Genomic DNA, 25,802 nt, shown 5'->3' on the forward strand with positions numbered 1-25,802 from the left:
ATTTTTTCAATAGGCTATTTCCACAACCTTCTGTTGTCAGACCGATCTTTCAAGCCGTTTATAATGCCGTTTAATCTACTATATTTTCTCAAGAATCCATCACACGAAATCCGATCCGCCGAAATCATGATTCACTTTTACGATCACCAGCTAACCCGAATAAAAACAAAGACTCAAGTTGACTGATTAATTCTTCATTCATGGTGCCAGAAGGCGCATTTGTCACATATTGAGACAACATTATCGCAAATGTTTTAATTGCTTCATCCGATACAGAAGTCCGAATTTCTCCTGTTTTTCTGCCATAATTGATCAGTTTTTCTCCCAAATCATCTTGCCACTTTTGAATTTTTTCTTGAATTTCCGATGATGAGTTAATGATTTTAGAGATTTCATCTAACTCGGCCTGTGAAATATTAGCTCTCAACTTAGCCGAATCGGCAGTATACTGCCGGAACTTTTCGATAAAATCCAATGAGTCATCCTCTAGTACATCTTGTGAATGAACTATACTTTCACGAACCATTTGAAGGATCACAGCATGTACAAGTTCATCCTTACTTGGAAAATATTTATACATTGTCACTAAAGAAATACCAGATTCACGACTGACATCTCTGACGCTCGTTTTTTGAAAACCATTATGAAGCATGAGTGAATATGCAGCGACAATAATCTTATTGCGATTGACTGCCTTTTTTTCATTTCTTTTCATAGTTCTCCTTGTAGGACTCAATCAAGTAATTCATTTTTGTTCCTCCAAAAGTATAACATGTTTTCAGAATATTAAACTTTTATTGACATCTAATTATGAAACATATACAGTTAGTTTCATGAAAAAAGTTTAATATTTTTCATTTTTGTTATACTTTTAAAAATTATGGAGGAACTAAATGTCATATTTACAATTGAGTAATATTCACAAATCATATTATTTGGGTAAAGAGGAATTTCCAGTTCTTAATGGAATTAATTTAAATTTTGAACTTGGCGAATTCGTGTCAATTCTAGGAGAGTCCGGCGGCGGTAAGTCCACTTTAATGAACATTATCGGAGGACTGGATCGAGAATTCACAGGGTCTGTCACTGTTGATGGACATAAATTAGATCATTCGCAGGAAAAAAAGCTTGACGCATATCGCCGAGATACAATCGGTTATATTTACCAATCATACAACCTGATCAGTCATTTGACCGTTTTAGACAATGTGCAGTTGTCTTTGGATATGACAACCCTAGATAAGGCGCAACGGGAAAAACGTGCACTAAACTTGTTGGATCGTGTTGGCCTATCAGAGCACGCCTATAAGTATCCAAATCAACTATCTGGTGGACAAAAACAACGAGTCGCAATTGCGCGGGCTCTTGCCAGTGATCCAAAAGTGATTATTGCTGATGAACCAACTGGTGCGTTGGACGCTCAAAATACCGAAGAAGTTTTAGAGATGCTTAATTCCATTGCGCAGGAAGGGCGACTGGTCATTACTGTTACCCACTCCCAGCATGTAGCAGATGCCGGAACTAGAATTGTTCGTTTAGCTGATGGGAAAATTGTTGACGACACAGAAATTAAATCACCTTATAAGCCAAAACAGTCGCCTTCAAAATTACGATCCAGACTTCTTCCCTTTAGCGTTAGCCTTAGAACTGCATTTAAGCATTTTCGCTTTCATTTAGGTAGAAACTCACTCATTGTGCTGGGCACCACCATTGGTCTATTTGCGGTAATGCTTTTTTCCGGTCTTGGTAACGGAATAAGCGGGTACATTAGTAACCAGATTACAAAAATGACCAATCCTCAAGTTATTACCGTCTCCCGTTACGCAAAAATGGATCCAAGTGCCGCGCCAAGTCCAACCGCAGCAATGGGAAATGGAAGTTCTCCCTCAATGGGCGCCTCACAAACTGTTAAGAATTTCAGTAAAAAACAAATTGACCAACTTAGTGCTTTAAAGCACGTTTCTTCAGTAGAAAAGACATACAATTTGTCAAACGTCAAAATTGATTACCAAGGAAAGTCTACAAAAGTTGCATCAATGTCTAACTGGACTCAATCACAATCTTCTTCATCTATTACAAAAGGAAAACAACCTAAAGCTGGAGAAGTCATCATAGATAAAAAGGCAGTTGCCAAAAAATTGTCAAAATCTGATCCTTCTAAATTAATCGGAAAATCTATTACTCTGAACTATCAAACAATGGACAGAACCGGCAAATTAGTAAACGTAAAATTTAATGCCAAGGTCTCTGGAATTGGAAAGAGTAGTAGTGGTATCTCTTCCGTTAACGCCGTCAATACAAAAACGCTAACGAAGGCAATGAAACAGGCAAACGTTAACACCGACTCCTCTTCCTTATCTCTGAAAATCAACTCACTAGATTCAGTCAAAGGTGTAGCCCAGAAAATTAATCATGTTAAATCAGACGGTAAACGATTATATTCGGCCACTGCCATTACTAGCATCATTGATAAGGTGCAAACTTATGTGAACTTAGCCTCACTGCTATTGGCTATCATCGCAGGAATTTCACTTTTAGTTTCCGCCCTGATGATTATTGTCACTATGTATATGTCCGTGTCCGATAGAACCAAGGAAATTGGTATTCTACGAGCGCTCGGTGAAAGCAAACGAGATATTCGGCGGATGTTCATTAGCGAGTCATTGATTATTGGTGTTTTAAGTGCAAGCCTCGCCACTATTTTAGCCCTAGGTATCGGAGCAATCGCAAATATATTCATTAAATCTATTGCCGCATACGCATTTGTACAGATTAGTGTTACCAATGTAGTATCCGTCTTTGTAATTGCGTTAATTATCTCTTTGATTGCTGCTTGGCTTCCAGCTCGACATGCAGCAGCTTTGAATCCAATTGATGCGCTATCTGCGGATTAATTAAATACAATTTTTAAGAGCAAATGAAATCAAAAAGTACCAAAAGTTGGATGTACACGGGCAATATGCGACGTCATTCGATCACTAAAGCTGAAGTAGTAACGTAATTTAGGCTTTTCCTCTGTGGCTGCACGGTAGAATACTTTGGCCAAATCTTCCGAAGTCGCAGACGAATGACTGCCAACGTTGGATACCATTGCCATGGTTCCATCGATAAGTGATTGATAAGGTGTATTTTCAGAAACGTTGTTTTTAATTGATCCCATCGCAATTTTGCCCCATGACGACTGGGTTCCTCCAGGTTCGACCACAACAGAGCGTAATCCGAATTGCTGCACTTCTGTATCCAAAACATCAGACCAAACATTCAACGCATGTTTTGAGACGTGGTACCAACCACCAAGAGCACTATACATGTCGCCACCAATGGATGAATTATTTACAATTCGGCAAAAGTGTTGCTGACGCATCGTTGGCAAAACAAGTTTGGTCAGCTCTGTCGACTAAGCGTTTTTATTATTCATTCTCAACATCCGGCCTTCAATACTTCACACCTGCTAAGTTCACTGGTGCCATAAATCGCGTGTTAGTAAGAATGTTAGCAACCTTTTCAATCGAGTCAGGATGTGGATCCGTCACCCAAACCGTTACGATGCCGACGACACTGTCGAGAACAAGTTCCTTGGCGTACTTTTCTGGAATTATCGGGTGCGAATACTTTGTTTTAACATGTTCAAGACTGTCCTCAACATACCATAAAAACATCCGTTTAAGCTGATTGGTAAACGTAATATCCCCTTGGTCACTCATCAGAGCATTGAATAATGGTCGTTCAGAATCAATGTAGGTTAATGCCGTAGTGATCATGACTTTAATTTCTGATAATGGTCGTGGCATCAACGGCTTATAACCATCAAAGATAATCTTCAAGTGGTCAATTAACGTTTTCTCATAGTGGTCAATCAGGTCATTTTTATCCACATAGTGTAAATAAAATGTGCCTCTATTAATCTTTGCGCCCCGCGTAATATCCGAAATTGATAATTTAGCTAATGATTTCTGCTTAATCAATTCAATTACGGTCGCTTTAATTGTTGCCTCTGTACGGGCGATTTTGACATTATCTTTCATTTTTAGTCTAACTCCTTTAAACGAAATGAACATTTTCACTTAAATTGACGATTGATTCATCTTTGAATGCTAGTAGTATAAGCGTCGAAGAAAAGATAATCAACACGTTGTTCATTTCATTTTTATTAAAGGGGTTTTATCTATGGTCATGATTAAGGTCCAACACAGCTCAAAAATTTATGGCAGTGGTGAAACTGAAGTTCGCGCAAACGATGATATCAGTTTTGCTATTCGTTCGGGAGAACTTACGGTTATTGTCGGTGCATCCGGGGCGGGCAAATCAACTTTACTCAACATTATTGGCGGGATGGATACCAATACTAAAGGCAACATTATCATTGATGGCAAAGACATCAGTCAGTACTCACCCAAGAAATTGACGACTTATCGGCGAGACCAGATTGGTTTTGTCTTTCAGTTTTATAATCTCGTTCCTAATCTAACCGCCATTGAAAATGTCGAACTCGCCTCTGAAATTGCTCCTCATGCGTTGAACCCAAAAGATATCATGCAGGAAGTTGGCCTCAGTGGCCGAATGAACAACTTCCCGGCACAACTTTCTGGTGGTGAACAGCAACGGGTCGCGATTGCTCGGGCAATTGCGAAGAACCCTGATTTATTGCTTTGCGATGAACCAACGGGTGCGCTTGACTACAAAACGGGGAAAAGTATTTTGCAGTTACTGCAAGATTTCTGCCACCAAAATCATAAAAACGTTATTATTGTGACCCATAATGGTTTAATCAAGCCAATGGCTGACCATGTAATTGAAATTGGTGATGGCCAAGTAAAGCAAGACACCCGTAATGATGACCCAACGCCGGTCAGCGAAATTGAATGGTAGGGTGGTGAAGACATTATGAAACTGATTAATCGCAACATCCGTCGGGAGTTTAAACTATCAATAGCTCGTTTTGTCTCCATAACTATCTTAATCGCACTGGGGGTGTTTATTCTTGTAGGTCTCAAAGCTACGGGGCCAGACATGAAAGTAACGGGACAACGTTACTTTTCACAGCATCACCTTGCTGACGCAGAAGTCACCTCAACCACTAATCTGACTCAGTCGGATGCTAAATATTTGCGGACACTCCCACACGTTAAAAAAGTTGTCCTTGGTCAACAAGTTGATCTGCGTTTAAATGACAGCGGACAACGTGTGACACGAGTTATGACACTACCGAAAACGTTGTCCACGGTTTCCTTAACAAGTGGTCATCTACCCACAGCCGATAACACGGTCGCGTTGAGTAACAAACTAAAAAACCGTTATCACATCGGTCAGTGGATTACGCTAACGGCAAACAGCGACCGTAAGAGTTCACAACTAAAACACCGCCTGTTTAAAGTAGTTGGCTTTGTTAATTCCGCCAACTACATCAAGGAAAATGATCTCGGTAACGCCAACGTTGGTAATGGCCAACTGACTGGTTTTGCAGTCGTCGCCCACAATGCGTTTGCAACAAACAACTATCAGGTAGCACGAATTAAGTTTAATAACACTCACGGAGCCGCCTACTCAGACCGCTACGAAAAACAAACGAATCGTAACGTTAACCAATTACAAAAAAAGTTGAATCATCACGCTCGGAAGCAGCGTACTCAATTAGCTAACAGCGCCCAAGAGAAAATCAATCAACAATCACAAAAACTCCAAACCTTACAACAGCAATTATCAACCCAACAGGCCGCATTGATGCAAACCACTCAAGACACTACCTCGACATCACAAGCTCAGCAACAGCTTCAATGGCAACAAGCACTGCTGGCAAAAAAGGTCGCTAAACTTTCGTCGGCCAAACAGCAGCTCAGTCAGATCAGCAGTCTTAAGTACACTATCCAAAGCCGGAATGATTACAACACCGGCTACAACGAATATGGAGAACGCGCTAACCGGATCAGCATTCTCTCGAACACATTTCCAATTATCTTCTTTGCCATCGCAGTACTGGTATGCACGACGACAATGGGACGAATGGCTGAGGAAAAACGAATTGAAATGGGGACCTTACGTGCACTCGGTTTCAGCAAGAAAAATGTCATGAAAGAATTTGCGGTATACGGAATTTCGGCCGCGGTAGTTGGTTCCGTCCTTGGTACCATTCTAGGAGTAATGTTGCTACCCCACATCATTTTTCGAGCATACACCGCTGGCATAAGCGTTGGTGCACTCCAGCTTCACATTCCATGGCTGTGGTTAAGCATCTCTGTCGTAATTGCTTTGTTGTGTACCACCTTACCTGCCTGGTGGACAGGCTATCAATTACTGAAGGAAATCCCAGCTACATTAATGCTACCAAAGCCACCTGCAAATGGTTCCCGAATCTTACTGGAGCGCATCACATGGTTATGGCGTCACTTGCCATTTTCACAGAAGGTGACGTTTAGAAATCTCTTCCGCTACAAAGAACGTATGTTAATGACGATTCTTGGTGTCTTTGGTTGCGTTATGTTACTAATTACTGGATTTGGTATTCGTGATTCTCTGCAGGATTTGGAACATATCCAGTACTCTCAAATTATTCACTACGATGCCTTAGGGGTTTATAACAGTCAGGATAGCGATCACAACATTCATCAATATCAGCAGACGGTCACACAAAGTAAGTCTGTCAAACGATCGATGCTGGTATATTATCAATCCATGTACGCTAAAAATAGCGCGACATTGGATAATCAAAGCATTACCATGATTGTGCCGAAGTCAACCAATCACTTTAGTAAATTCGTCACCTTACGCAATCGCCAATCTGGGAAAAAGATCACGCTCAATAATGACGGTGTAGTAATCAGTGAAAAGTTGGCCAGCCTGTTCAATAAAAAAGTGGGCGATCATATCACAATCAAAGATGCCCAAGGTCATCGCACCAGCGTTAAAATCAGCGGCATCACCGAAATGTACATTGGTCATTCGCTATATATGACGTCAGCCTACTATAAAAAGGTATTTAATAAGACGGCGCCTGCGAATACAGAAATGATTCAATTGCATCATCACAATGCAGCAAATGTCAACCGTTTGTCACGTAAACTCACGAAACAGTCAGCCAGCCTCAGCGTTGTTCAATCGCTGACGAACAAACGCATTATTTCAGGCATTCTTGGCGGGTTAAACAACGTCGTCCTAGTTATCATCGTTTGTGCTTCTCTCCTCGCCTTCGTCGTTCTATATACGTTAACGAATATTAACGTGTCCGAACGCATTCGAGAGCTAGCTACAATCAAAGTGCTAGGCTTCTACCCATTTGAAACGACCATGTACATCTATCGTGAAACAATTTTGTTAACGATTGCGGGAATTCTATTTGGTTTCCTCGGTGGTGATTGGCTCCATCGTTATATCATCGCCGCGTTACCACCAGAAACCGCCATGGGTGTACCTTCCATCCTGGCCTCGAATCTTGGTGTTTCAACTTTACTAACCGTTATCTTCTCACTTATTGTTATGGGGTTAATGGCACGTAAAATTAATCGTGTCGACATGTTGGGGGCACTCAAGTCCGTCGATTAAACATTATCTCTAACTAACTAATCGAACGACCAGTCGACGAATTCATTTTGTCAACTGGTCGTTTTTTACGATTCATCACCAAATACAACTTTTTCTCAAAGTATTTTATCCTATTTCGATTCACAGCTGAATCCGCGGATACATTCTCACGTTAACTCATCAATTAATTAAAATTGATAAGACAAATTAGCACAGGTGTCTCATTCTTGTGTACAGTGTTCGACAACGATGATATACTGTATCGATTGTATGAGTAACTACTCAAAAAAGTCCGTTTATCGGCGGATTACATACTAAAATCGCAGCCTGAATTATCTTTAAAAAATTAGACAACGGCACAACTCAAGGAGGCCTTAACATGCTCGCCAACCTGGCGGCACCACAAAAAAGTGCGGTGCCAATGGTGTTTGAACGCCATGAACAAAAATACGTCATGGATCAGTCCACCTATCAACAACTTCTTAAAAAATTAGGCGATCAAATTCGCATGGATCAATATGGTAAACAGACGATTTCATCTCTGTATTACGATACCGAAGATTACATGTTTGCTCGCCGACAGCTCGACAACAGTAAGTATCGTGAGAAATTACGTTTGCGTGCTTATGGCGACCCAGTCGATCATCATCAACCGGCCTTTGTGGAATTAAAGAAAAAGGTCAACGGCATCACTTACAAACGGCGCGTCACCCTGCCTTATAACCAGGCTCACCGCTATCTTGCCAGTCGCAGTGGTAGCATCAGTCGCAATGACGATATGAACGCACGCGAAATTGACCGTTTTACGCACTCCCATGAATTATCACGACAAACAGCAGTCATTTATGAACGCACAGCGTACAGTACTGCCGACGGCCTGCGACTGACGTTTGATGAAAATATTCGTTGGCGCTCCCGCAATGTCAATCTGATTAACCACAATCAGGGCATCCCTTTACTGGCATCAGGCATGGTCGTCATGGAAATTAAACTACCACGTGCGCTGCCCTTTGAGTGGAGTCAATTATTCGCCTCACTCAAACTTTACCCACAACCATTTTCAAAATACGGCCTGATCTATAAATACGGCATTCAGGGAGGGCAACAATGCTTATCAGTTATTTAGGACCCAAACACCATCTCGTGACGTTTGAACAGATTTTCATCACGACATTAGTCACATTGATACTTGGTCTTATCATCGCCTTTGTTTATATGTACCGGAATCACTATTCCAAACACTTTATTTTCTCGATTGCGTTACTGCCGATCCTAGTCCAATCCATTATCATGATTGTTCACGGAAATCTGGGCGCCGGGATTACTGTGGCTGGGGCCTTCAGCCTGGTTCGTTTCCGATCGGCACCGGGTAACGCTCGGGAAATGGTCACCATCTTCTTTGCCATGACGATTGGTTTGGCAACAGGCCGGGGTTACCTGCTTTATGCGACTTTCTTCACCATTGTTGTCAGTTTAGCAATGCTGCTATACACGACGCTCGACTTTGGCGCCAGCAATCAAAACGAGCGGTTAATGAAAATTACCGTGCCGGAAAATCTCGATTACGAGCATGAATTCGACGCCATCTTTGACCGTTATGCGAAAGAAGTCACCCTCGATAATGTTCGAACGACTAATTTGGGGAGTCTGTTTGAACTACAATACCGACTCGTGCTTAAGAAACCGGATCAACAAAAAGCTTTTATCGACGCCTTACGGGAACGCAACGGCAATCTTGAGATTTCCATGCGGACAGACGTCACCAGTAACAATTCGCTTTAACATTTAGGTTAGGAACCACCGTTTCAAGAGGAAGTACCAAGGAGAACAGATATGAAAAAAGCACTATCACGGGACTACATTGTCACGGAGGCCTACCACGTTGCTGAACAGGACAGCCTACAAAAGCTATCTCTACGCGGTATGGCTCGCCATCTGGGAGTGCAACCACAAACGTTATACCATTACTTTCCAAGTCTGGATGATTTAAAGGCGGGCGTTGCCGATTACGGTCGCCAGCTCGTCGAACACGAGCTCTACACTAAGCTCGTCCCTGTTTCTGGCAAGGATGCACTTAAGGTTTTCGCCATCACACTCTTTTCGTTTGCCCAGGACCACCCATCCTTCCAGGAAATGTTGACGACAGAACATCACGGCTTTCGTTCACCACTCAAACTCGAAGGCGCACCAGCTGGCGCAATCGTAAATATTCTGCGCGATATTTTGACACCAATGGTTGCTGACGAGCAGGAACGTGAGCGAATGATGCGGTTCTTTTTGAGTACGCTGTTTGGATACGCCAAACTGTCCTTTAACGGTTTCTTCCCACAAAGTGTTAACGCAGAAGCAGACCTGAGTGATCTTATTGATATGGTCACTCAAGTCATCCCCAATGGATCGAAATAAATCACGGAGGGTCTTGAACCATGTCAAAAAAACGCCGCCCACGCGTGGCGCTCATCAGTTTAGTTGGCCTCATTCTAGTCTTGCTGGCGGGTACGTTTACGTGGCTTCATTTTAATTCCACGCGTCAGTTACCGCTGGGTTCACGGCAAAAAGTTGAGCGGTTGCCACGTGTCAAAATCAAGGGTGCTGTCTCACAAACAGTCGATAAGAACCCCACCGTCCGTTTTTCGTTTAAAGACCGTAAAACGGGTGTTCAAGAAGACGGCTACGCCACCATGAAGTGGCAGGGTCAAAGTTCGCGCCGCTATCCGCAGAAAAACTGGAAAATCAAGTTTTATAAAGATAAGTCACTGAAACACAAACTAAAGTGGCGGGCCGCACCGGGGTGGAAAAAGCACAGCAGCTATGTATTAAAGGCCAACTATATTGACGCCACTCAATCGCGTAACGTCGTTAACTCACGGTTATGGTCAGACATGGTTGCCACTCGTTCTGGTGCTCCAAAACAGTTAGTTGACTCGCAAAATAACGGCGCCATCAGTGGTTTCCCTATCGAAATGAAAGTTAACGGCGACCGCTGGGGCCTCTATACACTTAACACGCCTAAAGATGCCAAACTGTGGGGGCTAGATAAACATGACCCTACCAACATCGCCATCAGCAGTAACGAGTGGAATAAAGCCGACATGTTCTGGTCAGACAAGGTTAGTTACAATGCGACCGGTTGGACACCCGATGTGCCTGATTCGTTAACTCGTCAACAAAAACAAGACTTTGAACGATTGGTTCACTTCGTTAATACCAGCGACACCCAAACGTTTAGACAACATGCTCCTGAATATTTGGACGTTAATTCCGTCATTGATATGTATTTGTTTGCCAACCTTATTCACGATCAGGACGGCCTTGGGCGCAACCTTGAACTGCTCACTTACAACGGTCAGATTTGGCACGCCACCATGTACGACCTCGATTCCACTTGGGGGCTGTACGAAAATGGCCGCCATATTTATCCGTCGGGTGAATCTGTATCCCATAACTATCCGAACCACGGCGATCTCAAAACGGCAGAAGGTAATCGCCTGCTACAACAAGTTGCCCAAGCCTATCCGGAACGCGTTCAGTCGCGTTGGCGTCAACTACGTAAATCCACACTGACACCGACTAAGGTTAACAATGAATTCACAACATTCATGACCACAGTTGGTGACCCTAATTATCAGGATAACTTCCAACGTAACCCTGGAATTCCATCCAAAAAAATTACGAGCTTGATGCAAATTCGCAATTCAGTAAATCGTCAGTTTAAGGACTGCGATGCACTTTTCAACGACTATACAAGTAACGTTAAACGACTGAACTTCAATTACGTCGCTCCAACGCCGACTGAATCCGAACGTCAAAGTTCTCGCGCAAAAGCTAGTTCAGCAAAGGCGCAGTCTGAAAACAGCCGCAATGACGATAGTAGTGATGTCAAACAACCGTAGCTAATGCTTCCCGCTTAAGGTGTAAACTATTGTTGAATGAAGTGCTGTTTGATTAAACATGGTCAGCACTGTTAAATATGCGGAGGAAGACACAATTATGCAGTATGAAGGCGCACAATTGGCACATTATGTGGACCGACCCAGTCGCTTTACGTGCCGGGTTGAACGAAACGGCGAAATCATTGAAACTCATCTAAAAAATACGGGTCGCGGTGCAGATCTGCTAATTCCCGGCGCCACCGTTTCAATCGTGCCAGCTAAAAATCCTGAACGAAAAACGCACTGGGATATGGTCTCCGTCATCAAACGCACTGACCATGGTGACTTCTGGGTAAACATTGATAGTGCCATGCCAAATAAGGTAACTAAGGAAGCGGTAGACGCTGGTCTACTCACCTTTCCTGACTTACCTGGCACAATTACAGAATTCCGTCCTGAAGTGACGTTTGGCGATTCCCGTGTCGACTTCAAAGGTAAGACGAGTACCGGGCAAGAGTTCTTTGTTGAGACTAAGGGTGCAACGTTAGAAAGCCACGGAATCGTCGGTTTTCCGGACGCACCAACGATTCGAGCAGTGAAGCACGTTTATAATCTTGAACATGCGATTGACGAGGGCTACATGGCCTATCTTTTCTTCGTCATCCAAATTGATAATATCGATGTGCTCACCCTCAATCATCACATGGCGCCCAAACTTACAGCTGCTATTAAGGCGGCTGTGCCACACGGGGTTAAAATTGCCGCCTACTGTTCAAAAGTCGACGAAAATGGCATGACATTGCACCGACCGGCTGAGTTTCGGATTGATGAACCATTTATTGATCCGCAGGTAGAAATGGGTTTGATTAAATAGACTGTCCAACAAGCACATCTGGTGAAGAACAAGTGTCGCTCATGATATGGTTAGGTCATAACTAAACCGAAATGAGGTGCACGCTTATGAACGACATCTGTCAGAGTTGTGGTCTACCCCATATGAACCAGTTTGGAACGGAGACCAATCAACGCACTTCAAGCATTTACTGTCATCGTTGTTATCAGAATGGTGAATTTGTTGATTACGCCATTACGTTCGATGAAATGAAAGTTCACGGGCTAACCATTATTGATCAGCTAAATACATCTACATTGAAGAAACGCTTCATGAAATTCTTCTATCCGGGTGTGTTGAAACGAACTGAGCGTTGGCGTCAACAAAAATAAATTAACTGCCGAAACTGTACCAAGCAATTTAGTGTATAGAAAGTAATCCCTTTTGAACTCACCGAAGATGACACCTGTCTGATGATTTCTAAAGGGATTATTTTTGTGCAATTTAGGGCTAAAGACACTTATTTTCAATAGTTACTGTTGCGGCATTGCATTCAGTTTACAAGCTGCTATTACGCTATTCACACGAAAACAACTGTGGAGCCAATATGAGGGCGTCAACAGTGATACCGAACCGTGAAAGTGTTGTTAATCCGAATGGTTCTCTCGGATTTACAACACGGACGGTCACCAAGACTCGGTTTCCCACGAGGCTTGATGGCGAGGTGAAAGACTTCGGGTTTCAGAAGGCTCGAACCGGTCCCACGGTAAGCGTGTCACTGTTGACAACCGAAAGCACCACTCAACACTTCTTCAAAAGTCTGACACGAACACGTATAATTAAGTCTGTAACTCGCAAGATTTAATCGGAGGAAATATGGCAACCCAACTTGATTCAACTTTACTCAAACAGGTGGCTGATGCCTTACCAGACATTCGGTCACGGCAGATTACTGCCACGCTTAACCTATTGAATGATGGCAACACAATTCCGTTTGTCTCACGGTACCGGAAGGAAATGACCGGCAGTCTTGACGAAGTGCAGATTCGCACCGTTCAAGATACTTGGAACCATTTCGAAAAACTGGCTAATCGAAAAACAGAAGTCATCAATAGTATTACTGAACAAAAAGCCCTGACACCGAAGTTGCAGCAACAAATCACCGCTGCAACAACAGTTCAGGAAGTTGAAGATCTGTATCTACCCTATAAGCAAAAGCGGCGTACTAAGGCCACCATTGCTAAGGAAGCCGGTTTAATGCCGTTTGCCAAATGGCTACTCGGTTTTCATAAAGAATCTGTTGAAACGGAAGCAGCTAAATATATCAACCCGGATAAGGATCTCCCTGATGTTAAAGCTGTCCTGGCTGGGGTTCACGAAATCCTGGCGGAAGCCTTCAGTGAAGAAGCCTCATTCCGTGAATTTATCCGTGACTATACGCGTAGTCATGCCAAACTAACGACGACGGTTAAGTCAAAGGGAAAAGAAGCCGATGAAGACGGTGTTTACCAACAATATTACGAGTTCGAACAACCCTTCACGAAGATGGCAGCGTACCAAACTTTAGCCATTAATCGCGGTGAAAAAGCCGGCGTGTTGCGTGTGAGTCTCGACGTTGATACTGACGCCATCATGAACTTCTTCCACTTTCGGACTATCGGCCATCGACAGGGTCCGGCAGTTGCAGTGATTGAAGATGCTTACGCAGATACTTACAAACGTTTTATTGGCCCAGCTATCGAACGTGAACTACGTAATGAATTGACTGATGCGGCTAACGAACACGCCATTAAAGTATTTGGGACTAATCTGTATCACTTGCTGATGCAAGCACCGATGAAAGGTAAGATTGTGCTCGGCTTCGACCCTGCCTACCGAACTGGCTGTAAGCTCGCCGTCATGGACGCTAATGGGAAGTACCTTGACAAACTTGTTATCTACCCACATAAGCCTGCTCCTGCTAACAAACGCGCGGCAGCCGCTGGTGAGTTCCATGATTTTCTTGAAAAATATCAAGTCGAAATGATCGCCATTGGTAACGGTACGGCCTCACGTGAATCAGAAATCTTTGTCAGCGATGTGTTAAAAGGCATCAAACGCGATATCGAATACGTCATCGTCAACGAGGCCGGTGCGTCCGTTTATTCTGCCAGCCAAGCTGCTCGTGACGAATTTCCCGACTTACACGTTGAACAGCGTAGTGCCATCAGCATTGGCCGTCGTTTGCAAGATCCGTTGGCTGAACTGGTTAAAATTGACCCGCAAAGTGTTGGTGTCGGACAGTATCAACACGATGTTCCGAACAAAGAACTGTCTGCTCAACTTGACACTGTCGTCGAAACGGCCGTTAACCAAGTCGGCGTTAACCTCAATACCGCTAGTTCAGAATTACTGGAACACATTTCTGGGCTGAACAAAACGATTGCCAACAACGTGGTCGCCTACCGTAATGAAAATGGCCGCTACACGGACCGTCGTCAATTGAAGAAGGTGCCCCGTCTTGGGCCTAAAGCCTACGAACAGGCCGTTGGTTTCCTGCGCATCATCGGTGGTAAGAATCCTCTGGATAACACAGACGTCCATCCGGAAAGTTACCCTGTCGCTAACGAGATCCTGACACTGACCAATACAGATGTTGATAGCCTGGGCTCCGATGAATTCAAACAGGCTACCGCTAAGCTCGGCAAACATGCCATTGCCGCAGAAACCGGTGCTGGTCTAGAAACAGTCACCGATATTCTCGATAGTTTGGCTAAGCCAGGTCGTGACCTGCGTGACGATATGCCTGCCCCACTGTTACGTCATGACGTGCTGACCATCGAAGACTTGAAACCCGGTATGGAACTTCAAGGTACCGTCCGCAACGTCATCGACTTCGGCGCGTTTGTCGATGTTGGTGTGAAGCACGATGGCCTCGTCCACATTTCCAAACTGACGAAGCGATTCGTCAAAAACCCTGCTGAAATCGTCTCCGTCGGTGATATCGTCACCGTCTGGGTCGACTCTGTTGATTTGAATCGGCAACGAATTCAGTTAACGATGCTGAAGCCAAATGAAGAATAGAAGCTAGAAAGGACCATCAACAGGCTCAGAAAAGCTGTTGATGGTCCCTTTTTCGTTAAATGGAGTAATTACTCAGACGGGCGTCTGCTTTTGTTACGCCAATGCTCGCCGATTGGCTAGATAAACCAATACAATCAATGGCAGCGTCAACACCATAACCGGATAGAGCCATTTCCACGGCAAAAAAGCCGTGATTAATCCCGCTATCATCGGTCCACCTGACATACCCAGGTCCACCCCGATATAAAATGTACTATTCGCTAATCCGCGATCCGAGGACGGCACCAGCGTCAACGCTTTGGCCTGACAAATTGAAAACATCAGACCATATCCACCAGCAAATCCAAATGCTCCAAGAAACAACATAAATAAATTATTTAAATCAGTCAGCCCAATTAATCCCAGCAAATTCAGTCCTAAACACAGCCAAATAAACCTTTTAAACGGCACGTGGTCAAATGCATCACGCAACGCTATTCGCATAACTAACAAAATAACGGCGTATGTCGGAAAGAAAAGTCCGGCTGGTACCGCAAAATGGCGATGGGCAATGTAGCTCACAATGTAGGTTTCTGTTGCGAAGTACGGCAATGAAAACAACATTAGAATTACCATCACGGGTACAACTTTAGGTTGAACGAACTGCATTTTCTCCTCAGTTGGCGTGGTCGTTTGCTTCGTTGGGCTTGGAAGACCTCGATTGCCTACAAACTGAATGACGAACAACATTAAAACGCTAAACATTGACGCCAACCAGAAAACACTTTGGTAACTATAGTGTTGATATAAATAAACACTAATCGCTGGTCCAATGGCCATCCCCAAGGCGCTAGCTAATCCATAAATACCCATTCCAGAACCAATCCGGTCCGCCGGCAGTAGGTCCGCCATCCAAGTGGCCATGCATACTGAACATAATGTATAGCCAAGACCATTAATCACTCGAAAAGCCATGATCAACGCCACATTAGTAGTAAACGTATAACCTAAACTCGCCAATAAAATGAAGACGCCACCAGCTAAAGTTAAGTAATACTTAGAAACACGATCAGTTAAATTGCCCGCTAGTGGCCGTAATACTAGTGACGTTAGGTTCATTGCCCCGGCAATCACGCCAGCCAAAATACTGTTGGCCCCGACATTGGATGCAAAGCCAGCAATAATCGGGTTAATCAACATTGGACTCATTAAATAAAAAAAGCTAGCCGCTAAAACTAATTTCACATCTTTTGTATATAGACGCGTTTTCACGCTAAATCATTCCCTTTCCAAATTGGCATTAGCTCGACGCGCTAATGTTAAAAAACATTGTCGTTCTTCCGGTGTAAACCCAGCAAATAGTTCCTCACTTGTTTGCCACCCATGTTTATCTAACTGAGCATATTTAGATGATCCAAGTGGCGTTACCTGCACTAGTTTTGATCGACCATCATTAGGATTGGGTACCAAAGTGACAATTCCCAAGGTCACCATATGTTTCACGATCACCCGTGCAGTTTGATGCGTAATGCCTTGATAATCTTTGAACATTGCGATTGTCTGATTAGGATTTTCTGCAAAATACTTCAACGCATCACCTTGACCCAGAGTTAAATTTAAATCCTGGATATGTAAATTTCGACGTTGTTTAATTCGCCGGGCCAACTGTAACAGTTGCCGTGAAATCATTTCATCTTCATTCATAAGATCACCTCATGAACGAATTGTACAGCATGCTGTATATTTTCGTAAGCACCAATTTATTTTCAAAAAAATAACTAATACTGCAAAAAAAGCGCCATCGGCTTCTGCAAGTGGTCAAAAACATGCCATGTTTCACCTATAAAACAAATAGGACAGCCAATGCTCAAAACGAGCTTCTGGCAGTCCTATTTGTTCCTACTTAATAAAAAGCACTCGCGAATAGTACTTTTTCCAACACTATTCAGACCACCTACAATCACGAGTTGTGGCCTTTGCTAACCCCTCATTAGTCCTAATTTATAGCATTTAACCCTGCGTATCTGTGTAATCCTTTTTTATTTTGAATAAACTATATGCGACTAATATAGTAAGTCAAACTTTTGCTCCCATTTAGTCATTTGCAAGTTCTCTGCGTAACCCTTCTGTCAGCACATGTGATAACACAATGTGCCGTTCTCGAGCTTCATCACGTAAACCTTCAGGAATTGTCACAGTCACCTTCACCTTTTTGGTTTGTTGCTCCCGACTACGATATTCATTGAGATCCAATGGCACAATTACTAGTTGGTCGCCTGGAACGAGTGGAATTTCAGCGACATCAGTTGGTTCTGGATAATGTTTTTCAGAAAACAAATAGCCGCCAATAACGTCTTGGGCACTGTGAAATGCTGTCATCATATCGTCACCATACGTCACTGCACCTTTTAAATCCGGCACTTTAACGGTGAAAGCGCCGTCCTCTTGATGGTGAAAAATAGCGGGATAAAATACTTCATCCTTAGACATAATTAATGTCCTCCTTTTAATAAATCTTTTAACCCTGCCTCAGACAAAATCAGCCAAACGTAGCTTTTGGGCAGCTTGCTTGGGCTCATCTTGATAGGAATCTTTGTACGTTGATACTGTTGCGTCATGAAGTGGTGATCACCGTGGTCAGCACCTAATGCATCCTGCCAACCATATTGTTTTAATAATCTGATCAATTCTCGACCTGTTTGTGGAAATTTAGATAGTGATGTCATAATTTAATCTTCTTTCAGATTATACGTACTACACGTTTATTTTTCAATTATTTAAGTACGTATTAAGGCTCTTTCGATTCATATCTAAACATACGTAATTTGATCAACATTTTCATCTGAGCAATAAAAAAGTGCTGTCCATTTCTGAACAGCACTCAGCAAACTTTTATTTATGGTATTCAATAGAAACTCTCTTTGTACCCCCAGGCACGCGAACCTGTACCGTCCCGCGTTCAGAAACACTCACATGTAATCGCTTGGCATCATCCGTTTTTACCACATAATGCTGACTGCCATAGTTAAAAACCGGTAAGTCTACCCGGTGACCACTTACTGTCTTTGGCAACCGAATGGTCATTCCATTAGGTTGTGCAGCCATCTTCACATGTGGATGACTAATGGCTTCACCGTCTTCAAAGACCACTGCCTGATGCGCATAAATAGCTTTCAGATGATGGACACTGCGTTTGGGCGCGTAATCGAAATAATTCGCATCCGTCGCAAACTGTTCATAGCTACTGGCACTCACCTTTGGCGACGATACCCCGGCATAGACGAATCCGGTCACCATCGTGAGTAACAGTGACAAGCCAACAATCCAGCCTTGCCAATTGAAACGTAACTGCGTGCGATCAACGAGGATGACAAAGGCGACCAGGACAAAGAAACTGATAAACGTGTAAAACCGCCACGGATGCTGAATTAGGTTGATCGGTGTATGTTCCAGAAAACGCCATGGAAAGAGTTTTGTTGTCATCCAGAACAGAACCGTGCTTAAAATCGACAGTGTTTTGCCAAACCGATCGAGATGACGAAAACCGATCCATAGCGCCACAAGCGCCAATAAGACAATCGTGCCCAAGGTCACGCCGTGCGTCAACAAGCCCGTTTTCGTGACATTGCCAAGGCCAAAGACGACTGCGATGAAGGGTGAAATCGCCTGTTTTGCCAACGATCCGATCAACGGTGATGCCACCGTTACTTGTTTCGTGGTACCAAGCATCCCTAGTAGCTCTGGCAAACTTAGCAGACCGGTTACTACTGCCGTGAGTACTAAATCCAGCCATGTTTGCCACCGATTAAGGTAGCGCCAACCAAGAGCCAGAACGACAACGACCATCCCCGCTGCCAACAAGGCTGACAAGACGTGCGTGTATACGAGCATCGTCGCGCCCAGCGTTGTCAGCAACCACCCACGTCGGTGTTCAGTCAGTGTGAGATATAGGCCAAAAAATAAGATGGGATACCACATCATTGATTGTGCTTCGGGCAAGTCGAAACGCACGGTTTCATTAAAGACCATGTAACCAGACAGGTTATACAATATGGCGAATAACCATGCCCCGGAGATTGGCCGCCGTGCTGCTCGCAGTTTTAGAAATACGCGCATACACCAGTATGAAATCCAGCAACTTGCGATGATATAAAAAGCATTGCCTAGGTATAACGCCATAATCCCTGGTAGGCCGACCAACCTCAATATCGCATACGGATACAGAAAGACATATGGATAAAAGATTTGAATGCCAAGACCAGACCCACGAAACGTGTATGTACTAATCGCGTTATGCCATACGCCATTTTTAGCAGAGAGATACAGTTCTTCGATACGATTGACGTGGAATTGTTGATCCCACCCGCCGAACAGGTGATTGTTCAATAAAAACGGCAGCTCCACTGCTATGGCGACGAGTACAAACGTTAACCACAGCCAGAGTTGCCGGTGTTCTCTGGCCCAACCATAGAAGCCAGCCGTTCGTTGATGCTGACTTCCTTGTGCCATTAATGATTCACGATAGTCCACAATGTTCACCCCAAAATTAAAAATAACGTTGGTATCTTACCATAGTTAAAGTGAAGACAAAATGAACACCACATGAGAATCCGTTATTGATGTGTAACTTTCTACAACCACGTTTGTTTTACCTTAAAGAAGCTGCCACGAATTTCGCCCGCTAACTTAGAACGCTGATGAGCAAACTTAAATTTGCCTTCCAACTCAGGTGGCACTGGTGCCCCTACTGCTAGCTTGATACCAACAGCACGTTTGGGCCTTTCACCCGTTTTTTCGTATAGCACATTCAATACCATACCGTTTTCAAAGTAAAATTCTGGCCAGTACAGATCATCGTCTTCATAAACGGCGACTTCCAGTATTTTCTCACTAAACGTTAAATCGCGTTCGGCCTTAATTAGCTTTTCAAACCAGGCTACTTCTTCCTGCTTTTCACTGGCTGGATAGGTCACGTATTCAAACTTATATTTGTTCCAGAAATAACGGGCTTCGTTTGCCCGCAAACCTGCCAGTGCATCCGCGACCGGTGAACTTTCCAATCCAACTGGCGAAACTTCTTTAAAATCAACTTTGTATGCCATTTGCATAACCTCATTAACTGATGTTTTTTAAACTGGATCATGCTCATAGCTTATCGCCGTTTCGGACTGATTGACAGTTTTACGACCACGTCAGTTTAGAATTATGACTGGCGCCGATCATCTTGCAACTGCCGCATCTGTTTGTCCAGCTTCTTCTGCGCCTTCATGGAACCACGATCGAGATCTCGTTGGAATTTGTAATCGTCATACTTTTTAAATAACCGTGTCATGTCATACCCTGCCGGATACAAATCAGCCGCTTTACCTAGTCGAGTTAACCGCCGTTCCGGAATCGTTTCAAACTGATTGTTGACGTAAACAGTCACCGCTTCGGCTTGCTTATCTTGAGCATAGACGAGTCCTTGACGACCATCTGTGTTAAGACGAACACGATCCCCTTGTGTGTAAGTAATTTGCTCACGTTTTTCAACGTGTTGAACGGCTTTCATCTGGTAAATATCTGTCCGATAATCATGGTCAGTTAGATAATGATCTGCTTGCTCGATAATATTTGGGTTCAATTTCAAACGACGGGCCAGCCAAAAGGCATTACTATCGCCAACCTCATTCATCAATAACTGATATTTCGGCATCAAAGTCGCCTCATCAAACGCCATCGCCGCAGTGGTAAAGGCAGGATGCTGCTGAGCATACCGTTTGATTTCACCATAATGCGTTGTGACCACGACGAGTGCGCCATGCTGATACAGATATTCAATCACTGCAATAGCCAGTGCTGCCCCTTCATTTGGTTCAGTCCCGCTACCAATCTCGTCGAGCAGAACTAAACTGTGTGGTTTAATGGCATTCGTGATGGCCGTTAAATTAGTCAAATGACTCGAGAAGGTGCTCAACGCATTCTCAATGCTCTGATCATCTCCGATATCAGCAAACATCTGCTGCAAGATTGGCAATTCAGTTGTATCGGCGGCTAGCACCTGTAGTCCACATTGGGCCATGATGATAAAGAGGCCAATTGTCTTTAGGACAATCGTTTTTCCACCGGCGTTTGGCCCGGTAATAATCAAACCACGATGATCATACCCCAACCGGACAGATAGTGGTACCGCATGTTTGCCCAATAGTGGATGACGGCCTTTGTCAATTTTCACTTGATCACGCTCATTCAGATGTGGGCGTACACCATTGATTGAGGCACTGTATTTGCCGCGGGCCATGATTTCATCTAACGCCGTGATGACGTCTAGATTACGTAAAATTGTGGTTTCATATTCACTGACGCGCCCGTTTAAGCCGGCCAAAATCTGATAAACCTCAGCTTCAACGCCACTCGTTACTTCGGCCAGTTCACTATTCAATCTGATGGCAGTTTGCGGTTCAATGTAAATCGTCGAGCCCGTCGCAGAACTACCGACAACCGTACCCGGAACCTGATTTTTAAACGTCGCTTGGACGGCTAGCACAAGCTGATCGGCTTTGGTGACTGGCAAACGTTCTTGAAGCATCCGCGCGTATCGCTGACTCGCCTTTTGGACAACCGCCTGGACCTGTGCCTGAACATCGCGTTGGTGTCGCCGTAACTTTCGCAGATTTCCCGTTGCGTCATCAATGACTTGATTGTTATGAATAACGTTATAAATATCGTCCGCCAATTCGGTCACTGACGTTAAGGCGTCCGCGTAACTGGCTAATGTCGGTGCAATCGTCGCGTTACGTTTGAGTACCGTGACTACATCAGCATTACCACGAACAAAGTCGGCAACTTGCACGAGTTGTTCGGCCGTAAGCAAGTAACCACGGTGCAACTTAGTTAATAAATTTTGGACCGTATCCAGGCTCAGAAATGGCAAATGCACATTAGCATCAAGTAACTGCCTAGCCTCAACCGTTTCTGTTTGTAATGCTTGAACTTCGGCTAGGTTCGTTAGGATGGTCATGTGTTGCAAACGTGTCTGCGCTGCTTCACTCGTCGCAAGTTTAGCAACCTGCTGACGAATAACATTAAAGTCTGTTTTTTGATAAGTTTCTTCATTCATGATGGTTCGTTTCTCCTACAATTCCGCATTTGTGCCGAAAAAAAGTGCACAAAAAGACCGTGCTTATTGCGTTTCAGCAACTCACACGGTCTCCATCATGGATTAACTCCATTTTGTTTGGCGTGCGAGTGTCCTAACCTTTAGTCCAGCACAAACTAACCCTTATTTCGGGTTCGTTCAAAAACTAGTTACTAAAGATTAATCACACTCATACATTCCAACCTCTTCTTGTTTGATACGAACAAGATAACATATGTCACAAATAACTACAACTGGTATGAACGAGACTCATAGTGGTACATTGTTATTGAATCATTAATAATACATAATCTTTATAGGAGGAATCATTATGTCAGTCAACGAACAAGAAGCCATCCTCAACCTTTTCAGCGAATTCAGAAAGTCTGTCGCCACTGCAAACGAACAAGAGAATAATCGTCAACACTTATTAGAAATCATTGACCAATCCATTGAAAAGTTGTCTCATCAACAACAAACACCACAAAACGAAGCACGCTCTGTCTACCAGAACATCAACACGATGTGCCTAGCTGATCATCTTAAGCTAACTGCCAATGAAGGCTCAGCCCTTAAAAAGATCAGTGATGCCGCACAACCTAAATCAGCTTGGCAAGGTTTAAATAGTTTTAACACAGCTAATACTTGGCCAAGTAACTAAACAGTTCGAAACAAATTAGTACCCTTATTTTGTTGATCGTAGTAAAACAATGTTCAAATATACTCATTTTGTGCAATTTAACTACTCTCAATGAAACGAGGTCTAATTATGACAAAGAAGGCACTTGTTTTAAAACTACTCATTTTGGTGACAGCACTGACCACAATCTTCGGCACGTTGTTCATTGGGGATAATAGCCTAATCGTCCAGTTATCTTACGTCACCATTCTGGCCGAAATGTTTGGCTATTACACCATCTTTAACGATGAATGAGGCACAGAAAATGAAGATAAAAGATTTCATACTACGTTTGATAGTCCTCATCACTGTTTTTATCGCGTTATTTGGTACTTTTGTCATTGGTTTCGATAATGCCATTGTTCAGGCCGCATACTTTGCAGTCTTGTTGGAAGTTCTAGGCTATTACACACTCTATAAGAAAAATCACAAAAACTGATTCACTATCATGGCCTTAATCTTAAGCCCTGACAATGAACCAGCTTTTTTATTTCATAAGATTAGTTTGTTACCTTTTCGCCAGCCTTGGCAACCGCGGCCATTGCCACCGCATTGATCCAGTTTAATGGCTGGTCAAAGTTTGGCTGGAACAGCATGTCAACCATGGATAAGGTTTCGATGGTCATGTCCGTTTGGATTGCCATGGAAATGACGTTAGCTGATTGTGAAACATCGTGATCGCTGTAGAAGGCACCACCAAGGACGCGGTGTGTTTCGGGATCCCACGTTAAGCTGCATTGCACCGGTGTGGTACTCAACATGAAGTCTGGGCGATAATCCTGTTCAATCGTAACAGAATCAACGTTGACGTTGCGTGCCTTAGCACCTTCTGTCGTTAAACCTGATGCGGCAATCGTCTTACCAAATAGCTCAACGGCGGATGATGACTGCGTGCCAAGATATTTAACCGTTGGCTTCTCGATGTTGTGACCAACTAAAATGCCTTGACGAACCGCATTAGTAGCCAATGGAATGTAATCATTCTTGTGCGTTGGATTATAGTGAACGGCAGCTGAATCACCAGCAGCAAAGACGTTTGGTAAGCTCGTCTGCATGTATTCGTCGGTCACAATGGCACCGTTTGGTAACATGTCGACCTTGCCCTTCATCAAGCCGGTATTTGGACGGAAACCAGTACATAAAATGGCAATGTCGGCGGTGTAACTACCCTTGTCGGTGGTAACCGTCACTTGATCATCCCCACTGAACCCAGTTACCATTTCGCCCAATGCTAGTTTGACCCCGTGATCCGTGTATTCTTTTTCCACACGGTCCGTGATGTCCTTGTCAAAGTTCTTCGCCAACACCCGTGGCAAACCATCGATTAAGGTCACTTGCTTGCCCGTCAATGCATATTGTTCTGCCAGTTCTGCACCAATGTAGCCAGCACCAATTACAACAGCACTCTTGATTTTGCCAGCCAAGTTTTTCAATTCATTGGCGTTCGTCCAATTCTTACATAGGTAAACATTCTTGTTATCAATCCCGTCGATTGGTGGGATAACGGGCCATGAACCCGTAGTGACAACCAGTTTGTCATAAGCGACCTCACTAACTTCGCCTGATTCCAAATCCTTAACCGTAACGGTTTGATTATCTGTGTCAATGTCCGTCACATCATGTTTCATCTTCATGTCTGCACCAAGTTTAGCCAAGGCTTCTGGACTTGAATAGAACATCTTGTCTGGGTCTGACACATGACCTCCGACCCACAAAGCAATCCCACAGGATAAGAAAGACAAATTGTCGTTTCGTTCGTAAACTGTGACGTCATAATCCGGGTGTTCAGTCAAAATCTGTTGAGCGGCAAACGTACCTGCATGTGTAGCACCAACGATGATTACTTTCATGGTGAAGGCCTCCAAAATTTCTAGTTATTGTTTTTATATTGTGTACAATTTAATTTAAACACACTACCATAAAATGTCAACGCTTACACGCTGCCGCAACGGTTCTTCACAAGTGTCGTTGGCTTAGACAATTACGTTTAAAACAAGTTTGTGAAATTAATTCATGGCCTGTCACAAATGTTGTCTTTTTACGCAGCATATTGAGCCATCTAATCATCACTTTGTATTATACTTATGACAAAAATAACGCCTCACTTGCCAACTAAGAAGGTCGTGATTACATGCGAAAGCTGCTACAAAGACGTTCAAGTTTTATCACTTTATCTATTGTTTATGGTCTTTTAGGCATTTACCTCTTAATTCAAGCAACTCGGCAAACACTATTACCGTTAATCGTCATCTTAGTGATTGGCGCTGGTGCCACGAGTATTGGTGCTATATGGATGGATAACCGACAATCCAATTTTGCAACGGGTGTTGAGGTTCCAACAACTTACATGTTAGGGTTTGTTCTACTACTGGCTGTATTTGCTACTAGGCCACAATTTTTACTGCCAAGTTTGGCAACCGGAATAGGCGTTCTCTTTTTCTTGATTGGTCTCTCCTGTTTATTTGTATCGCAAAATCATTTAATCGGTATTCGTATTCCACCCACTTATAGATCTCCAGAAGTGTGGCATAAAGTAAATTATTTTGGTGGTTGGCTGCTGGCGATGGCTGGATACGCAATTATTATTTTCGGTAACCTTTGGCCGGCCAATACCGCCCCCATCATGTTAACGTTCGTCGTTATCTCTGTTGTGCTGACAGTCGGTTACGCTTACCTACCCTCGCAACCAAAAACACCACAACGATAACGAAAAGGAGGCAACTCTCAAGCTGAGAGCTGTCTCCT

25 protein-coding genes are annotated in these 25,802 nt (G+C 43.6%); 14 read left to right on the plus strand and 11 right to left on the minus strand.

Annotation, left to right across the window (positions count from 1 at the left end; all coding sequences use genetic code 11):
• Positions 1-124: 124 nt before the first annotated feature.
• Positions 125-715 (minus strand): TetR/AcrR family transcriptional regulator, encoded by a 591-nt coding sequence (locus GB993_RS06620; protein WP_161003598.1) that lies wholly within the window; start codon positions 713-715, stop codon positions 125-127.
• 178 nt (positions 716-893) lie between these two features.
• On the opposite strand from GB993_RS06620, the gene GB993_RS06625 reads away from it, so the two are divergent.
• On the plus strand, positions 894-2,894 hold the full coding sequence (locus GB993_RS06625) for an ABC transporter ATP-binding protein/permease (RefSeq protein WP_161003599.1): 2,001 nt from the start codon (positions 894-896) through the stop codon (positions 2,892-2,894).
• 29 nt (positions 2,895-2,923) lie between these two features.
• Here the strand turns inward: GB993_RS06625 and GB993_RS06630 are convergent, their stop codons facing one another.
• Both GB993_RS06630 and GB993_RS06635 read right to left on the minus strand, forming a co-directional pair.
• Positions 2,924-3,388 carry an SDR family NAD(P)-dependent oxidoreductase gene (locus GB993_RS06630; protein WP_284142836.1) on the minus strand — a complete coding sequence of 155 codons (465 nt, stop codon included), beginning with the start codon at positions 3,386-3,388 and terminating at the stop codon, positions 2,924-2,926.
• 46 nt (positions 3,389-3,434) lie between these two features.
• Positions 3,435-4,025, minus strand: a complete 591-nt coding sequence (locus GB993_RS06635) for a TetR/AcrR family transcriptional regulator (RefSeq protein ID WP_161003601.1) — start codon at positions 4,023-4,025, stop codon at positions 3,435-3,437.
• A 142-nt stretch (positions 4,026-4,167) separates the two neighbouring features.
• On the opposite strand from GB993_RS06635, the gene GB993_RS06640 reads away from it, so the two are divergent.
• The 9 genes from GB993_RS06640 to GB993_RS06680 all read left to right on the plus strand — a co-directional run bounded on the left by GB993_RS06640 (position 4,168) and on the right by GB993_RS06680 (position 15,282).
• Positions 4,168-4,869, plus strand: coding sequence for an ABC transporter ATP-binding protein (locus tag GB993_RS06640; RefSeq protein WP_161003602.1), 702 nt, complete (start codon positions 4,168-4,170; stop codon positions 4,867-4,869).
• 141 nt (positions 4,870-5,010) lie between these two features.
• Positions 5,011-7,536, plus strand: a complete 2,526-nt coding sequence (locus tag GB993_RS06645) for an ABC transporter permease (RefSeq protein WP_161003603.1) — start codon at positions 5,011-5,013, stop codon at positions 7,534-7,536.
• Between the two features lie 358 nt (positions 7,537-7,894).
• Positions 7,895-8,641: a polyphosphate polymerase domain-containing protein gene (locus GB993_RS06650; protein WP_161003604.1), complete on the plus strand. Its 747-nt coding sequence runs from the start codon at positions 7,895-7,897 to the stop codon at positions 8,639-8,641.
• On the plus strand, positions 8,623-9,297 hold the full coding sequence (locus GB993_RS06655; protein WP_161003605.1) for a DUF4956 domain-containing protein: 675 nt from the start codon (positions 8,623-8,625) through the stop codon (positions 9,295-9,297). The genes GB993_RS06650 and GB993_RS06655 overlap by 19 nt, the downstream gene beginning before the upstream one ends.
• 51 nt (positions 9,298-9,348) lie before the next feature.
• Positions 9,349-9,921 carry a TetR/AcrR family transcriptional regulator gene (locus tag GB993_RS06660; RefSeq protein WP_161003606.1) on the plus strand — a complete coding sequence of 191 codons (573 nt, stop codon included), beginning with the start codon at positions 9,349-9,351 and terminating at the stop codon, positions 9,919-9,921.
• A gap of 20 nt (positions 9,922-9,941) precedes the next feature.
• Positions 9,942-11,408, plus strand: coding sequence for a CotH kinase family protein (locus GB993_RS06665; RefSeq protein ID WP_161003607.1), 1,467 nt, complete (start codon positions 9,942-9,944; stop codon positions 11,406-11,408).
• 97 nt (positions 11,409-11,505) lie between these two features.
• Entirely contained in the window at positions 11,506-12,261 is a 756-nt protein-coding gene (sfsA, locus tag GB993_RS06670) for a DNA/RNA nuclease SfsA (protein WP_161003608.1), read from the plus strand.
• Between the two features lie 86 nt (positions 12,262-12,347).
• Positions 12,348-12,611: a zinc ribbon domain-containing protein gene (locus GB993_RS06675; protein ID WP_161003609.1), complete on the plus strand. Its 264-nt coding sequence runs from the start codon at positions 12,348-12,350 to the stop codon at positions 12,609-12,611.
• Positions 12,612-13,095: 484 nt separating this feature from the next.
• On the plus strand, positions 13,096-15,282 hold the full coding sequence (locus GB993_RS06680) for a Tex family protein (protein WP_161003610.1): 2,187 nt from the start codon (positions 13,096-13,098) through the stop codon (positions 15,280-15,282).
• Positions 15,283-15,375: 93 nt separating this feature from the next.
• Here the strand turns inward: GB993_RS06680 and GB993_RS06685 are convergent, their stop codons facing one another.
• The 7 genes from GB993_RS06685 to GB993_RS06715 all read right to left on the minus strand — a co-directional run bounded on the left by GB993_RS06685 (position 15,376) and on the right by GB993_RS06715 (position 22,360).
• Positions 15,376-16,533, minus strand: coding sequence for an MFS transporter (locus tag GB993_RS06685; RefSeq protein WP_161003611.1), 1,158 nt, complete (start codon positions 16,531-16,533; stop codon positions 15,376-15,378).
• 6 nt (positions 16,534-16,539) lie between these two features.
• Entirely contained in the window at positions 16,540-16,965 is a 426-nt protein-coding gene (locus GB993_RS06690) for a MarR family winged helix-turn-helix transcriptional regulator (protein ID WP_161003612.1), read from the minus strand.
• A gap of 390 nt (positions 16,966-17,355) precedes the next feature.
• A complete protein-coding gene (locus GB993_RS06695) occupies positions 17,356-17,751 on the minus strand; it encodes a type II toxin-antitoxin system HicB family antitoxin (RefSeq protein WP_161003613.1) in 396 nt (131 codons plus the stop codon).
• 2 nt (positions 17,752-17,753) lie between these two features.
• Entirely contained in the window at positions 17,754-17,987 is a 234-nt protein-coding gene (locus tag GB993_RS06700; RefSeq protein ID WP_161003614.1) for a type II toxin-antitoxin system HicA family toxin, read from the minus strand.
• A 166-nt stretch (positions 17,988-18,153) separates the two neighbouring features.
• On the minus strand, positions 18,154-19,791 hold the full coding sequence (locus GB993_RS06705) for a YfhO family protein (RefSeq protein WP_161003615.1): 1,638 nt from the start codon (positions 19,789-19,791) through the stop codon (positions 18,154-18,156).
• A gap of 101 nt (positions 19,792-19,892) precedes the next feature.
• A complete protein-coding gene (locus GB993_RS06710; RefSeq protein ID WP_161003616.1) occupies positions 19,893-20,363 on the minus strand; it encodes a DUF8821 family protein in 471 nt (156 codons plus the stop codon).
• Positions 20,364-20,464: 101 nt separating this feature from the next.
• Positions 20,465-22,360 (minus strand): endonuclease MutS2, encoded by a 1,896-nt coding sequence (locus GB993_RS06715; protein WP_161003617.1) that lies wholly within the window; start codon positions 22,358-22,360, stop codon positions 20,465-20,467.
• A gap of 349 nt (positions 22,361-22,709) precedes the next feature.
• On the opposite strand from GB993_RS06715, the gene GB993_RS06720 reads away from it, so the two are divergent.
• The 3 genes from GB993_RS06720 (at position 22,710) to GB993_RS06730 (ending at position 23,496) form a co-directional block, all read left to right on the plus strand.
• The gene (locus GB993_RS06720; RefSeq protein ID WP_161003618.1) at positions 22,710-23,039 is read left to right on the plus strand and encodes a bacteriocin immunity protein; all 330 of its coding nucleotides are present in this window, start codon (positions 22,710-22,712) and stop codon (positions 23,037-23,039) included.
• Between the two features lie 108 nt (positions 23,040-23,147).
• Positions 23,148-23,312 carry a hypothetical protein gene (locus GB993_RS06725; RefSeq protein WP_161003619.1) on the plus strand — a complete coding sequence of 55 codons (165 nt, stop codon included), beginning with the start codon at positions 23,148-23,150 and terminating at the stop codon, positions 23,310-23,312.
• 10 nt (positions 23,313-23,322) lie between these two features.
• A complete protein-coding gene (locus tag GB993_RS06730; protein ID WP_161003620.1) occupies positions 23,323-23,496 on the plus strand; it encodes a hypothetical protein in 174 nt (57 codons plus the stop codon).
• 61 nt (positions 23,497-23,557) lie between these two features.
• Here the strand turns inward: GB993_RS06730 and GB993_RS06735 are convergent, their stop codons facing one another.
• Positions 23,558-24,907 carry an FAD-dependent oxidoreductase gene (locus GB993_RS06735; protein WP_161003621.1) on the minus strand — a complete coding sequence of 450 codons (1,350 nt, stop codon included), beginning with the start codon at positions 24,905-24,907 and terminating at the stop codon, positions 23,558-23,560.
• Positions 24,908-25,188: 281 nt separating this feature from the next.
• Between GB993_RS06735 and GB993_RS06740 the strand changes: the two genes are divergently transcribed.
• Entirely contained in the window at positions 25,189-25,764 is a 576-nt protein-coding gene (locus tag GB993_RS06740) for an SdpI family protein (RefSeq protein WP_161003622.1), read from the plus strand.
• Positions 25,765-25,802: the final 38 nt, after the last annotated feature.

This window comes from Furfurilactobacillus milii (assembly GCF_009864005.1).
In the GTDB taxonomy this organism is placed as follows: domain Bacteria; phylum Bacillota; class Bacilli; order Lactobacillales; family Lactobacillaceae; genus Furfurilactobacillus; species Furfurilactobacillus rossiae_B.